12 protein-coding genes (1 of these 12 running past the window's edge) are annotated in these 12,791 nt (G+C 62.0%); 4 read left to right on the top strand and 8 right to left on the bottom strand.

The window, feature by feature from the left end; genetic code table 11:
* Window positions 1-114 precede the first annotated feature (114 nt).
* From ABUH87_RS16635 to ABUH87_RS16615, 5 genes are read right to left on the bottom strand one after another with little or no spacing between them, the layout of a single operon-like run.
* On the bottom strand, window positions 115-975 hold the full coding sequence (locus ABUH87_RS16635; protein ID WP_367775238.1) for an acyl-CoA thioesterase: 861 nt from the start codon (window positions 973-975) through the stop codon (window positions 115-117).
* A complete protein-coding gene (locus ABUH87_RS16630; RefSeq protein WP_367775237.1) occupies window positions 968-1,417 on the bottom strand; it encodes a MerR family transcriptional regulator in 450 nt (149 codons plus the stop codon). The genes ABUH87_RS16635 and ABUH87_RS16630 overlap by 8 nt, the downstream gene beginning before the upstream one ends.
* Window positions 1,414-3,063, bottom strand: a complete 1,650-nt coding sequence (locus ABUH87_RS16625) for a long-chain-fatty-acid--CoA ligase (RefSeq protein ID WP_367775236.1) — start codon at window positions 3,061-3,063, stop codon at window positions 1,414-1,416. The genes ABUH87_RS16630 and ABUH87_RS16625 overlap by 4 nt, the downstream gene beginning before the upstream one ends.
* 50 nt (window positions 3,064-3,113) lie before the next feature.
* Window positions 3,114-4,412, bottom strand: coding sequence for an OmpP1/FadL family transporter (locus ABUH87_RS16620; RefSeq protein WP_367775235.1), 1,299 nt, complete (start codon window positions 4,410-4,412; stop codon window positions 3,114-3,116).
* A gap of 54 nt (window positions 4,413-4,466) precedes the next feature.
* A complete protein-coding gene (locus tag ABUH87_RS16615; RefSeq protein WP_367775234.1) occupies window positions 4,467-4,901 on the bottom strand; it encodes a DUF2147 domain-containing protein in 435 nt (144 codons plus the stop codon).
* 197 nt (window positions 4,902-5,098) lie between these two features.
* On the opposite strand from ABUH87_RS16615, the gene ABUH87_RS16610 reads away from it, so the two are divergent.
* From ABUH87_RS16610 to ABUH87_RS16600, 3 genes are read left to right on the top strand one after another with little or no spacing between them, the layout of a single operon-like run.
* Window positions 5,099-6,235, top strand: a complete 1,137-nt coding sequence (locus ABUH87_RS16610) for a thiolase family protein (protein ID WP_367775233.1) — start codon at window positions 5,099-5,101, stop codon at window positions 6,233-6,235.
* Window positions 6,235-8,559 carry a 3-hydroxyacyl-CoA dehydrogenase/enoyl-CoA hydratase family protein gene (locus ABUH87_RS16605; RefSeq protein ID WP_367775232.1) on the top strand — a complete coding sequence of 775 codons (2,325 nt, stop codon included), beginning with the start codon at window positions 6,235-6,237 and terminating at the stop codon, window positions 8,557-8,559. The genes ABUH87_RS16610 and ABUH87_RS16605 overlap by 1 nt, the downstream gene beginning before the upstream one ends.
* Window positions 8,560-8,601: 42 nt before the next feature.
* Complete coding sequence (locus ABUH87_RS16600; protein WP_367775231.1) at window positions 8,602-10,392, top strand: acyl-CoA dehydrogenase C-terminal domain-containing protein; 1,791 nt, start codon at window positions 8,602-8,604, stop codon at window positions 10,390-10,392.
* Here the strand turns inward: ABUH87_RS16600 and ABUH87_RS16595 are convergent.
* The 3 genes from ABUH87_RS16595 to ABUH87_RS16585 all read right to left on the bottom strand — a co-directional run bounded on the left by ABUH87_RS16595 (window position 10,389) and on the right by ABUH87_RS16585 (window position 12,302).
* A complete protein-coding gene (locus ABUH87_RS16595) occupies window positions 10,389-11,105 on the bottom strand; it encodes an HPP family protein (protein WP_367775230.1) in 717 nt (238 codons plus the stop codon). The genes ABUH87_RS16600 and ABUH87_RS16595 overlap by 4 nt on opposite strands.
* A gap of 73 nt (window positions 11,106-11,178) precedes the next feature.
* The gene (locus tag ABUH87_RS16590; protein ID WP_367775229.1) at window positions 11,179-11,931 is read right to left on the bottom strand and encodes a Crp/Fnr family transcriptional regulator; all 753 of its coding nucleotides are present in this window, start codon (window positions 11,929-11,931) and stop codon (window positions 11,179-11,181) included.
* Window positions 11,928-12,302: a response regulator transcription factor gene (locus ABUH87_RS16585; protein ID WP_367775228.1), complete on the bottom strand. Its 375-nt coding sequence runs from the start codon at window positions 12,300-12,302 to the stop codon at window positions 11,928-11,930. The genes ABUH87_RS16590 and ABUH87_RS16585 overlap by 4 nt, the downstream gene beginning before the upstream one ends.
* Window positions 12,303-12,408: 106 nt before the next feature.
* Here ABUH87_RS16585 and ABUH87_RS16580 point away from each other — a divergent pair, with 106 nt between their 5' ends.
* Window positions 12,409-12,791, top strand: partial view of a PAS domain-containing sensor histidine kinase gene (locus ABUH87_RS16580; RefSeq protein ID WP_367775227.1) — the 5' portion only. The gene runs 1,174 nt beyond the window's last position; the window shows 383 of its 1,557 coding nt (coding positions 1-383); it begins with the start codon at window positions 12,409-12,411; its stop codon lies off the right edge, out of view.

Below are 12,791 nucleotides of genomic sequence, written 5' to 3'. Positions count from 1 at the left end.
GGGCGGGTGCCATCCCGTAATTTTCCGTTTTATCCTGTGATCTTATCTCGCGAGCTTAGAGTAATATCGGAGCAGCGGAGCCCTCATTATGGCTCCTGCTGCCGTCCGAGGCTTTTAGCTTTCCGGCCGATGCCGCATCAGACCTTCCTGCGCCATGCTGGCAATCAGTCGACCAGAACGATCATAGACGGAGCCGCGGCTGAAACCTCGCGCCTGCCCGGACCAAGGGCTCTCCATGGCGTATAGCAGCCACTCGTCAAGCGGCGGATCCTCATGGAACCAGACCGCGTGATCCAGACTGGCACCCTGAATAGCAGGTGAGAACCACTGCACACCGTGGGGCAGCAGAGCGGTGGTGACCAAGGCGAAGTCGCTCGCGTATGCCAGGGTGATGCGTGCGAGGTCAGGCCCGAGGCTGGGGGCCAGGCGGAACCAGGAGTGCTGGTTCGGCATGCCGCGGGGGCCGTCTCCCTGAGTATCCGGCGGGCCAACGCGCATGTCGAATGCGCTTAGCAGACCGGCCATGGCTGCCGGTATCCGAGCTCCCCTTTCGATGAGCACGCGCGCCATTGGCGTCGCATGTTCAGGGTCCGGAACCTCGGGCATCCGGGCCATATGTGTGAGGCCCGGCTCCTGGCGGTGGAATGAGGCTGCAAGGTTCAGGATGGGTTTGCCATCCTGCAGCGCCACGACACGGCGGTTGGCAAAGCTGTTTCCGTCGAAATCGCGGATCACGCGGTAGATAATGGGGCGCTCGTTGTCGCCCGCGCGGAGGAAATACGCATGAAGGGAGTGGACCACTCGCTCGGGACCCACGCTGCCGAGGGCGGACGCAAGCGCCTGTGCAATCACTTGCCCACCGAAGACGCGTCCGCTCATCTGCGGAGTGAAGGCACCCCGATAGAAATCGGTGTCGAGTTCCTCCACCACGAGAAGCCGCTTGAGCTCGCCGATGGCCTGTGTGGCGTCAGCCATGGGACTGCTCCTGCCCTTCTGAAGGACCATGCGGATGCTTTGCCAGCCAAGTGAGCGCCTGCGCCTCGATAGTACGGAGTTCTTCGAGCGTCTGCTCGATGGCCGTTTTCTGCCGCCGCAGATCTTTCATCCGCTCGCTTACCTTCACTATCAACTGCCGCACTTGCGCGTGGTGTTCTGGGTCCACGTCATAGAGATCCAGGAATTCCTTGATCTCGCGAATGCTGAACCCGAGCTTCTTGCCGCGCAGGATCAACTGCATGCGTCCGATTTCCCGGCGCGAGTAGATGCGCGTAGTGCCAACACGCTGCGGGGCTATGAGATCCTTGTCCTCGTAGAAGCGCAGTGTCCGCATGGTGACCCCCAGGAGCTTGGCTGCTTCCTGAATGCCGAAGAGGTCACCCGCTTCTGGAGGTGCGGCAAGTGTTGCCTCAGATGTCACGAGTTCCGCTCGGCGGCAGCCCGCCGCTCGGCTTCTTCTGCCACCAGTTCTTTTTTTGAGAGCTTACCGACCATCGTCTTGGGAAGGTCGGCCCGGAATTCGATTTCTGTCGGCATTTCAATCTTGTTGATCCGCTCTTTCAGAAACTTGCGCAGTTCATCCTCGGTGACCGAGCTGCCAGGATGGAGCGCGACAAACGCTTTGGGTGCCTGGCCACGGTATTCATCGGGAATCCCAATCACAACAGCCTCGGCAATGGCGGGATACTCGTAGAGGGCATCTTCGATTGTACGCGGATAAACATTGTAGCCGCTGCATATGATCAGATCCTTGATCCTGTCGACCAGGAAAAGGTAGCCATCCTCGTCAAGGTAGCCGACATCGCCCGTCCGCAAAGCTCCAAAGATAAAGACGGCTTCCGTGTCCTTGGGACGATTCCAGTAGCCAGCCATCACTTGCGGGCCTCGTGCGCAGACTTCGCCGCGCTCTCCCTGCTTCATCACCTTGTGAATGTCTTCCCGATCCCGGATCTCGATGACCGTGCCCGGGAAAGCTGGACCGCATGAGTTGTCCTTCACCACGCCGTCAAGGGGATTGCAGGTGATGATCGGGCTTGCCTCGGACAGGCCATACCCCTCGACCACCCGCACTCCCGTGCGCGTCTCGAACTTTTGCCGCACGTCCAGCGGAAGCGGGGCACCGCCGGAAATGCAGACCCGGACGTGGTCGAATTCACCATTCAGCTCCACGCCGTTCAACGCGGCGTAAAGGGTTGGGACTCCGAAGAACTGTGTGGGTTTGGTTCGTCTTGCCGTCTCAAGGAACGTCTTCATCTCGAACCGGGGGAGCAGGATCATCTCCGCCGCAGTTTCTACCGAATAGTTCAACACCGTCGTCAGCGCGAAGACGTGAAACATCGGGAGGACGCCAAGGGTGCGCTCCTGCTGCTCAGGCATATGCCCGACGTGGGCTATCATCTGGGCCGAGTTCGCGGCCAGATTTGCGTGGGTCAGCATCGCTCCCTTAGGAACTCCGGTCGTCCCGCCGGTGTATTGCAGGACGGCAAGGTCGTGCGGATCGCGCTCTACCGGATCGGGATCCGCATCGCGCGCGGTAAGCAGGCTGAAGCGCACGAACCGCACATCATGCGGCTCATGCGCGATGTCCTTGCGCTTCAGGAGGCGATACGCCGTGCCCTTGAGTGTGGGCAGAACGTCCGCAATGGGGCAGACGACCACACGCTCCAGGGCGGTCTTCCCGATTAATGGCTCGATCTTGGGAAGCGAAAGCGCCAGGTCCGAGGCGATCATGACGCTCACGCCGGAGTCAGTTACCTGATGCTCCATTTCGCGCTCGGTGTAGAGCGGATTGAAATTCACCACCACGCCGCCAATCCGCAGGATCGCGAAGTAGCACACGACGTAGTAAGGCGTGTTAGGCAGGCACAGCCCCACGCGGGTGCCCGGCGCAACTCCCAAGTCTTGCAGGCCACGGGCCGCACGGCGGGAGAGCTCTCCGATCTCCTGGTAGGTCCATTTGCGACCCATGAAGTCCACAGCCGGCCAAGCACCATGCCGCTCGACAGCATGGTCCAGCAGGTCGGTCAGAAGCCGCGGCGCGAAAGCCGGCAACGGTTCGGAAGGCATCGAGTTGTCTGCCGGCCCGCCGGTGCCGGCGTTTCGCTCCGCGGCCCCCATCAGAACGCCACCCGAGCGCCGAGCGAAAGCACGAGAGCCGAGGCGTTCTGAAGCTCGCCGTTTACCAGTAGCGGCGTCTGCACAGGGCTGCCCGCATAGGCTGCGGTCCTGCGGTCGATCGTCGCATCCTTGAAATCGATGTAGCTGGCGGCTGCATCAATCGTGAAGCGGTTGCCCATCGCGTAGCTGGTTCCTGCAGAGAAGTTCCAGCGGTCAGCATCAGGGACACGCGCATCGCGCTCGCCGTCGCGGGTCGGCGTCTTTCCGCGCTGGACGCCGGCACGAACCGTCCAGACAGGCGAAACCTCGTAATCTGCACCGAATGCGTAGGTCCAGATGCTCTTGTAGTTCTCGGGGATCGCGGTGTTCAGCGGCGCGCCAAGGCGGATCGCATCAAACTCGCTCCAGCCGACCCGCACGACCTGGCCATTGAGCGTCAGTTGCGGGGTCGCCTTGAAGCGAATGCTGCCGATGGCCTGCCATGGCGTACGGAAGGTCGCCTTCGTCTCGATCTCACCGTTTTGCGCGGCAAGCGGGCCGAGCAGCCCCGTGGTCTCTATAGAGCCCTCAAGCGTGTGCTTGATGCTCGACTTGTAAGCGAGGCCTACAGCCACCGGACCGGAGCGGAATTGAGCGCCTGCCGACCAGCCCACATCCCAGCCGTCGCCCGAGAGCTTCTGATGACCGTCAGGCAGTGCGGCAGAGAGGTTGGGCAGGTAGTTGCTGAGAGTGGCGTCCGCGTACTCGATGTTGAGGCCGGCGCCGACGCTGATCTCCGGTGTCACCGCGAAGGCGACGCTCGGCTGGATGTCGAAAGTCCGCAGCTTCGTCTTGTCGGCAGTGTAGCGAGCCCAGCTATCCGCGTCATAATCGGTGGTGAAGTTGAACGGAGCGCTAAGTGCGAGGCCGACAGCAACCCGACCGAAGCCGTAGGCCACGCCGCCAGAGGGCACGACGCCATTGTTGATGGGGTTCTTCGCCCGTGGATTGCCTCCGACCGGAGCGGGGGCTGCGCCCGGGCGGACGATAACCGTTCCCTGGTCTACGACGTCGCCGTCGGGAAGGATGGCGCTAGCCCGCACCGATGCTTCACCGCCCTGCATGCCGGCGATCGAAGCGGGGTTCCACCAGAGCGAGTCCACGCCAGTGTCTGCAGCTTCACCGGAGAAGGCGCGGCCCTGTCCACGAACCGATTGCTCCTGAAGGTAGAAAGCCTGTGCATTGGCCGATCCCGCTACCGCAAAGGCAATTGCAGCAGTGGCGGTGCCGATCAGGATGCGGCCCTTGTTGGTGTTCATTTGCACTCTCCTGCCTCAAATTTCTGTCTTGTTGATAGGGAACGCATCACGGCTTCAGCGGATGCGCGTCCATGTCTGCGTTTTGCACAAGGGCCATACGATGCAGCCCTTCAGTTTCAGGGTGTTGGCGCCTGCAGGCGTGATAGTCGCCTTGTAGGTCCCGCCGTCCTCCGGGTTGTAGATCGTGCCACCGGTCCACTGCTTGGCCTCGCCCTTGAAGCCGCCAAGGATCTGGAGGTTCTTCAGGCGCCGGTCCCTCTTCGCCTCGTTCTTGTTGTTGGCGTCCCTCAACTCGGGATTGGCTCGGATGTTGTCGGACTCGATCAGGCGGCCGCAGACGGATTCTCCGCAGCGGGTGATCTCGACGTGTCCGTTCTTCGCAGGTGTCCGCCAGTGTCCGAGGACTGACTCCGGACCTGCCGCGAAAGCCGGCGTTCCGACCAGGGTGGCTGCAACCAAAGCCATCGCTGTTGGTATAGTGATTCTCATGCCGTTTCCTTCACTCTCCTAATGGCCGACCGCGCCTCCTCATTATTCGAGGAATCCGCCCAAAGGGGCCGGGCAATGGAATCGGTCTAGCGCAAAATTTGCTTGACGTATAGGGAAAGCTGCGCACCTTTAGGACGAGATTTGAAGGCGCGGGACTCGCGCTTAGCCAATGATGGCCACGCCGCTGGAGAGAGTGCATGCAAAGTGTTGTTATTGCGGGTTTTGCCCGTTCCCCGTTTCACCTCGCCAACAAGGGTGCGCTTGCGAAGGTCCGGCCCGACGATCTGGTTGCGCAGGTTATCCGAGGGCTGATCGAGAAGACGGGCCTGGAGGCTGCAGATGTCGAAGACGTAATCGTCGGTTGTGCGTTCCCGGAGGGTGAGCAGGGCCTCAACATGGCTCGGCTGGCGGCATTGCTGGCGGATCTTCCGCTCACGGTCGGCGGAATGACGGTGAACCGTTTCTGTGGTTCGTCGATGAGCTCTGTGCAGATCGCCATGGGTCAGATCGCCATTGGCGCCGGTGAGGCGTTCATCTGCGCGGGTGTGGAATCGATGACCCGCGTGCCGATGATGGGCTTCAACCCGTTGCCCAATCCGGAGCTCGCCAAGAAGAGCTCCGCGTACATGTCGATGGGTGAGACGGCCGAGAACGTCGCCAGCAAGTACCAGATCGGCCGGGCCGAGCAGGAGACCTTCGCGGTCGAGAGCCAGAAACGCGCTGCCGCCGCGCGCGACGCAGGCAAGTTTGCTGACGAGATCGTGCCCATCCAGACCAAGGCCGGTGTCGTGCGCGAAGACGGCGCGATCCGCGCCGAGACCACGGCGGAGGGTCTTGCGAGCCTCAAGCCTGCGTTCGACGCACAAGGCTCGGTCACTGCGGGCACGTCCTCGCCCGTCACCGATGGCGCCGCAGCGGTGCTCGTCACCACCGAGGAATACGCCAAGGCGCACGGCCTCCCGATCCTCGCGCGTATCAAGTCGGTCAGCATCTCTGGATGCGCTCCAGAGACGATGGGCTTGGGTCCGATCCTCTCCAGCCAGAAGGCGCTTCAGCGTGCGGGCCTTGACGTCAAGGACCTCAGCGTGGTCGAACTTAACGAGGCTTTCGCCAGCCAGGCGCTCGCCTGCATCCGCGATCTGGGCCTCGACACCGCCAAGACCAACATTGACGGCGGCGCCATCGCGCTGGGTCACCCTCTCGGTGCCACCGGTGCCCGGATCGTCGGCAAGGCTGCTTCGCTGCTCAAGCGTGAAGGCGGCAAGTACGCGCTGGCAACGCAGTGCATTGGCGGCGGGCAGGGCATCGCTACCGTTCTGGAGGCGGTTGACTGATGAACGATCAAATCAAAAAAGTCTGCGTGATCGGTGCCGGTACCATGGGTGCCGGGATTGCCGCACAAGTCGCGAACGCTGGCGTGCCGGTGCTTCTACTCGACATCGTTCCCAAGGAAGGCAGCAATCGCAACGCCATCGCCGAGGGCGCTATCGCGAGGATGCTCAAGACGGATCCCGCACCATTCATGAGTACGCGGGCGGCCAAGCTGGTCGAGGCGGGCAACATTGAGGATCATCTCGACAGGGTTGCTGAGTGCGACTGGGTCGTCGAAGCGGTGATCGAACGCCTCGACATCAAGCAGGGCCTGTATGCCAAGCTCGAGGCGGCCAAGCGCCCCGGTACGGCCGTATCGTCGAACACCTCGACGATCCCGCTCGCTAATCTGGTCGAGGGCCGCTCGGATGCCTTCAGGCGCGACTTCCTGATCACCCACTTCTTCAACCCGCCGCGCTACATGCGTTTGCTGGAAATCGTGGCCGGCGCGGACAGCGATCCAGTCGTGGTGGACAAGGTGCAGGCGTTCGCCGACGTCGCGATGGGTAAGACCGTGGTTCGCGCCAAAGATACGCCGGGCTTCATCGCCAACCGTATTGGCACCTACTGGATCCAGCTCGGCATCAACAATGCGTTCGACCTTGGCCTCACGGTCGAGGAAGCGGATTCGGTGGCCGGCAAGCCGATGGGTGTGCCCAAGACCGGCATTTTCGGGCTCGTCGACCTCGTCGGCGTCGACCTGATGCCGCACTTGAAGGCGAGCCTCACCGGTACGCTGGCGCAGGATGATCCCTATCAGGCGATCGCCCGCGACATCCCCCTGGTCGAGAAGATGATCTCGGAAGGCTACACCGGACGTAAGGGCAAGGGCGGCTTCTACCGGATCAACCGCGAGAAGGGAAAGCAGCTTGAGGCGATCGACCTCGCTACCGGCGAGTACCGTCCGAAGGCAAAGCCGCGGGGTCCTGTGGGTGCCGCAAGCAAGGGCGACCTGCGCGCCCTGGTTGAAAGCAAGGGCAAGCTGGGCGAATATGCCTGGGCACTGCTCTCCGGGACGCTCGCCTATGCCGCCGCGCTGGTGCCGTCCGCTGCGGATGATGTGGTCGCAATCGATGATGCGATGACGCTCGGCTATAACTGGCAGGCCGGGCCGTTCGCTATGATTGACAAGCTGGGCGCCAAGTACCTTGCGGACCGTCTGGAAGCCGAAGGCCGCCCCGTGCCTGAGATCCTGCGGACCGCGGGCGAGCGCACTTTCTACCGCATCGAGGGTGGCAAGCGCCAGTTCCTGGGCCTTGATGGCGAGTACCACGACATCGTGCGTCCAGAGGGCGTACTCCGGCTTGCGGACATCAAGCTGAATTCCAAGCCGTTGCTCAAGAACGCCTCCGCGGCGCTTTGGGACGTGGGTGACGGCGTCGTCTGCCTCGAGTTCACGGGCAAGATGAATGCGCTCGACGGCGAGGTGATGAAGCTCATTGGCAAGGCGATCCCGCTGGTCGCGCAGAGTTACAAGGCGCTGGTCGTCTACAACGATGCTGACAGCTTCTCGGCCGGCGCCAACCTCGGTCTTGCAATCTTCGCGGTAAATATCGCGGCGTGGAGCGAGATCGAGAAGCTCGTGGCCGGTGGACAGATGGCTTACAAGGCTCTGAAGTACGCGCCATTCCCGGTCGTCAGCGCACCGGCTGGCCTGGCAGTCGGCGGCGGGTGCGAGATCCTGCTGCACTCCGACGCGATCCAGGCGCATGCCGAGCTGTACACCGGCCTTGTCGAGTGCGGCGTCGGCCTGATCCCCGGCTGGGGCGGAAATGGCGAGATGCTCGATCGCTGGCGCAACGCACCCGGTATGCCGAACGGCCCGATGCCGGCAGTCGCCAAGGTGTTTGAGATGGTATCGACTGCGACTGTCTCGAAGTCCGCCCAGCAGGCGAAGGAGATGATGTTCCTGCGCCCTGAGGACGGCATCACCATGAACCGTGACCGGTTGCTCTTCGACGCCAAGCAGAAGGCACTGTCGCTGGTCGAGGGTTATAAGGCGCCCGAACCGCCGACTTTCCGCCTTCCTGGTGAGAGTGGGCATGTCGGCCTCAACATGGCGGCAGAGGGCTTCCGCAAGCGAGGCATGGCCACTGACTACGACATGGTCGTTTCGGACTCGCTGGCGACCGTTCTTTCGGGCGGTCCGTTCGACTATGTCGACACCGTCACCGAGGCTGACCTTCTGACGCTGGAGCGCGAACAGTTCATGCAGCGCGTGCGCGACAAGCGTACCATGGCACGTGTTGAGCACATGCTCGAAACCGGCAAGCCGCTGCGCAACTAATGCAATCGGAGACGCGGTCGATCGCGTCTCATGGAGAGTGACATGCAAGTCTATCAGGCACCAGTGCGAGACATGAAGTTCGTGCTCCACGAACTGCATAACGATGACGGCTTCGGCAATCTCGAAGCTCTCGAGGAGTTCACCCCCGATCTCGTCGATGCGATCCTCGAGGAATCGGCAAAGGTGGCGCAGGAAGTACTCCTGCCCTTGAATCGCAGCGGCGACATAGAGGGGTGCACGCTCGAGAACGGCGTCGTGCGCACGCCTTCGGGCTTCAAGGAAGCCTACGATCTGTTCCGAGAGGGCGGCTGGTGCGCGCTGGCTTCGGATCCCGAATGGGGCGGGCAGGGGCTGCCCGAGCAGGTCAACAAAATGACCGAGGAGATGATCTGCGCCGCGAACGTCTCGTTCAGCCTCTATCCGGGTTTGACCCATGGTGGCACCACAGCCATCGAGGGGCATGCCAGCGACGAACTGAAAAAGCGGTTCCTGCCCAAGATGGTCTCCGGCGAGTGGTCGGGCACGATGTGCCTTACCGAAGCGCATTGCGGCACGGATCTCGGGCTTCTGCGCACCCGCGCGGTGCCGCAGGACGACGGCAGCTATAAGATCACCGGTAGCAAGATCTTCATCTCGGCCGGCGAGCACGATCTGACCGAGAACATTATCCATCTGGTGCTCGCGCGCCTGCCCGATGCACCTCCGGGCGTGAAGGGCATCAGCCTTTTCCTGGTGCCCAAGTACCTGCCCAAGGAAGATAATACCCCTGGCTCGGCCAACGGTGTTTCGGTCGCCGCAATCGAGCACAAGATGGGCCTCAAGGCGTCAGCCACATGCCAGATGAACTTCGACGATTCCGTCGGATGGCTGGTGGGCGAGCCGCACAAGGGCATGGCCGCGATGTTCACGATGATGAACACCGAACGCGTTTCGGTCGGCATCCAGGGACTGGGTGTGAGTGAGGCTGCGTACCAGTCAGCCGTCTACTACGCGAAGGATCGCCTTCAGGGTCGCTCGCTCTCAGGCGTGAAGAATCCGTCCGGCCCTGCGGACCCGATCATCGTTCACCCGGACGTACGTCGCATGCTGATGACGATGCGTGCGTACAACGAGGGCTGCCGAGCGATCACCGGCTGGGTCAGCCGGGCGCTCGACGCAGAGAAGCACGCTACCGATCCTGAGGTGAAGCAGCGTGCGGCTGATTTCGTGGCGCTCATGACGCCGGTGGTGAAAGCGCTCTTCACCGATCTGGGCTTCGAAAGCGCGAACCTGGCGGTTCAGGTCTATGGCGGGCACGGCTACATCGCGGAAAGCGGCGTTGAGCAGTACGTGCGCGACGCCCGGATCGCGATGATTTACGAAGGTACGAACGGCATCCAGGCGCTGGACCTCGTCGGACGCAAGCTGCCAGCGCACATGGGCCGCTACTTGCGTTCGTTCTTCCACCCGGTTTCGGACTTCATCGAGGGCAACAAGGCGGACGCGAACCTCGGCAAGATGGTAGAGGGTCTGGAGAAGGCATTCGGAGCACTTCAGCTCTCGACCGCGACGATCGCGGAGAAGGGCATGCGCGATCCCGAGGAGGCAGCGGCAGCGGCGACCGACTACACGCGCCTGCTGGGCCTGGTAGCCATGGGCTACTGCTTCGCCAAATCCGCGTTCCTCGCTCAGGAGAAGCTTGCCTCGGGTTCGGACGAAGCTGCCTTTTACAAGGCTAAGATCGCGACCGCGCGCTTCTTCTTCGACCGGCTCCTGCCGCAAGCGACAACCGCGTTCCTCGCCATCAAGTCAGGCAAGGCCTCGATGATGGCGCTCGACGACGCCGCGTTCTAAATCAGCGCTGAGGGCGGCGCATCCTGCTCGGTTGAGCGGATGCGCCGTTCCACCGCTTGGAAGATCGCATCAAGGTCGTCGATGTCCGCGTCGATGACCTCATTCCAGTCGGCCAGTACCTCCGTCAGCGCGCCATGTACTGCGGCCGCGCGTGTGGCAGGCTTGGCGACCTCCGGGACACGAACCGGCCGGTGTGGCCATGGGTGACCGGTCAGGTTGTTGTAGAGCCAGCCTGCGCTGGCGAGCGCCGCCACATTCGCAGTGATGGCAAGAAGGTGGAGCCATCCCCACGCTTCTGGACCTGCGGCGCCGAGTGCATAGAGAACGGCGCATGCTCCGCCTGGGGGGTGTAGGCATCGCGTCACACTCATGGCGGCGATGGCCAGGCCGATGGCTATGCTGGCTGCCAGGATGGGCGCACCGGTTAGTTGTCCTACAAGCAGTCCCACCGCAGCAGAGATGATGCTTCCGCCGATAACTGGCCACGGCTGGGCTAGCGGGCTGGCAGGCACAGCGAAGACCAGAACCGCGGAAGCTCCGGTAGGGGCAACAAGCCAGGGCAGGGCGGGACTGGTAGTCCCCAGCACGAGGACTCCGATGGTGCCCGAAATGGCGATTCCTATGGTCCCGCCCAGCGCACCTCGCATCCAGCCCAGATGGCCGAGGAGGGGCTGTCGCGGAATCCGGGCTATCTGCTGTACAAAACTTTGCAACTGTCCTGCTTCTCCAATCTGGAGCGGTGCCCATATGGCAGGTTACCGCTCGTTGCCAGACTGGGGCGCACCGTCAGTTGTACGTAACCTCGCCAGATGCATCCGCGAGAGCAGCCAGATCTTTCACTGCGACGGATCTTCGGGAAGGCAGATCGATTACGCCATGACGGCGTAGGCCGGTGAACTCTCGGCTCACAGTCTCGATCGTCAGCCCAAGAATGTCGGCAATCTCTTGTCGGCCGAACGGCAGTTCCACGACGCATGCTTCATCATCTGCAAGATCCCGTCCGTTGCGAGCGAACTCGAGGATGAAGGCGGAGACCTTCTGCGTTGCGGACTTCTTGCCTAGCATCAACAGCCAGCGGCGTGTGCGTTGCAACTCGTCCAGCGTAACCTTGAGCATGTGGTGGCCCACACCTTGGCGTTCGTTCGCGAGGCGATCAAAGTCGTTGCGAGGGAACACGCAGAGCTCGACGGGGCCTACAGCGCTGATCCCGTACGGAGTGGGGCCGGAGAATGGCCGCCCGACGAAATCTCCGGACCTGCTGATACCTACCGTCTGTTCGCCTCCGTTCGCGTCCATGACCGTATTCTTGACGATGCCCTCCCGGACAACGGCCAGGAACGGAGATTCCTCATCCTGCCAGGCAAGCGCCTCGCCCGGCAAAAGTTGCTTCTGCCGGCGCATGGCGGTGAATGCGCTCCGCTCCTCTTCGTCGAGGCCGGCGCAGAAGGATACGTCGCGCACCGGGCAATCGGAGCATGAATGTGCGGAGCGAGCGGCAGGGGAGGTGCCAGCTCTCTCGAGGTTCATGGTGGCGGTCATGATTTTGGCTCCCCTCTTGAGGTGAGTGAGTGCATCGCCTCCGCAAGTTCATCTCCTGCAAGAGGCTTCTCCACCACAATCGCACCCAGATCCTTGATGCTATCCAGGAGAGCCTTGGATGGAGTGCTGACGAGGACAATAGTCGGGAGTCGTACTCCGAGCGTTTGCGTACAGCGGAGCAAATCAAGAGCCTCAGTTCCGTCTTTCCCTTGGTCGATCAGGAGACAGGTCCGATCCGGCTTCAAAAGGCTGTAAAGTTGCATCGGATCGGTGCAGATCTTTGTTTCGATACCTTCAACCTCAAGGGCGAAACTGATTGATGTACGAACGGCCTCATCTTCAATCATGAGCAGAGCCAGCAAACCTCCCATTTGGCCCGTTACTCCTTTGGTGAGCGGCTCGACGTGTTATAGGTCATGATTTCACGACCTTGCGATTGGCGCGGGTTAGCTACGCCCAGGCGGCTGGAGGAGATAGTTGGGAGTTAATCCTACGGAAGATACCGGAGGTGACAGGTTTCGCAGACTCGATCTCACCTTACCGGTGAGCCGAGCCGCCTTCAGCGAAGGCTTCGCCCTGGATGTCGTCAAGGCTGGAGCACTGGGGCTGGCGGTCGTGGCCGTGGGGCTCGCCCTGCGTATAGCACTGGGTCCCTTGCTGGTTCACCGCGCTACTTTCATCTTCTATGTTCCGGGCGTCATCGTGGCGGGGGGGCTCGGCGGTTTCAGGCCGGCCTTTCTTGTTACCGTCATAGCTCTTCTCGCGGGTCTTTGGGCGGATTCCCGGGTGGCAAGCTTGGTGCTGGGGGACTTGGTTGCGGGCAGTGTCTTTGTTGCCATGGGTCTTGTGGTATCCGTTGG

This window comes from Novosphingobium rhizovicinum, from assembly GCF_040813635.1.
Classification (GTDB): Bacteria; Pseudomonadota; Alphaproteobacteria; order Sphingomonadales; family Sphingomonadaceae; genus Novosphingobium; species Novosphingobium rhizovicinum.
Note: the sequence above shows the minus strand (reverse complement) of the source record. Positions and strands in the feature narration are given on the sequence as shown.

Coding starts and splice junctions, on each gene's coding strand:
- ABUH87_RS16635 (WP_367775238.1), bottom strand. CDS start 975: ATGGCTGACGCCACACAGGCCATCGGCGAGCTCAAGCGGCTTCTCGTG.
- ABUH87_RS16625 (WP_367775236.1), bottom strand. CDS start 3,063: ATGCCTTCCGAACCGTTGCCGGCTTTCGCGCCGCGGCTTCTGACCGAC.
- ABUH87_RS16620 (WP_367775235.1), bottom strand. CDS start 4,412: ATGAACACCAACAAGGGCCGCATCCTGATCGGCACCGCCACTGCTGCA.
- ABUH87_RS16615 (WP_367775234.1), bottom strand. CDS start 4,901: ATGAGAATCACTATACCAACAGCGATGGCTTTGGTTGCAGCCACCCTG.
- ABUH87_RS16610 (WP_367775233.1), top strand. CDS start 5,099: ATGCAAAGTGTTGTTATTGCGGGTTTTGCCCGTTCCCCGTTTCACCTC.
- ABUH87_RS16605 (WP_367775232.1), top strand. CDS start 6,235: ATGAACGATCAAATCAAAAAAGTCTGCGTGATCGGTGCCGGTACCATG.
- ABUH87_RS16600 (WP_367775231.1), top strand. CDS start 8,602: ATGCAAGTCTATCAGGCACCAGTGCGAGACATGAAGTTCGTGCTCCAC.
- ABUH87_RS16590 (WP_367775229.1), bottom strand. CDS start 11,931: ATGACCGCCACCATGAACCTCGAGAGAGCTGGCACCTCCCCTGCCGCT.
- ABUH87_RS16585 (WP_367775228.1), bottom strand. CDS start 12,302: ATGGGAGGTTTGCTGGCTCTGCTCATGATTGAAGATGAGGCCGTTCGT.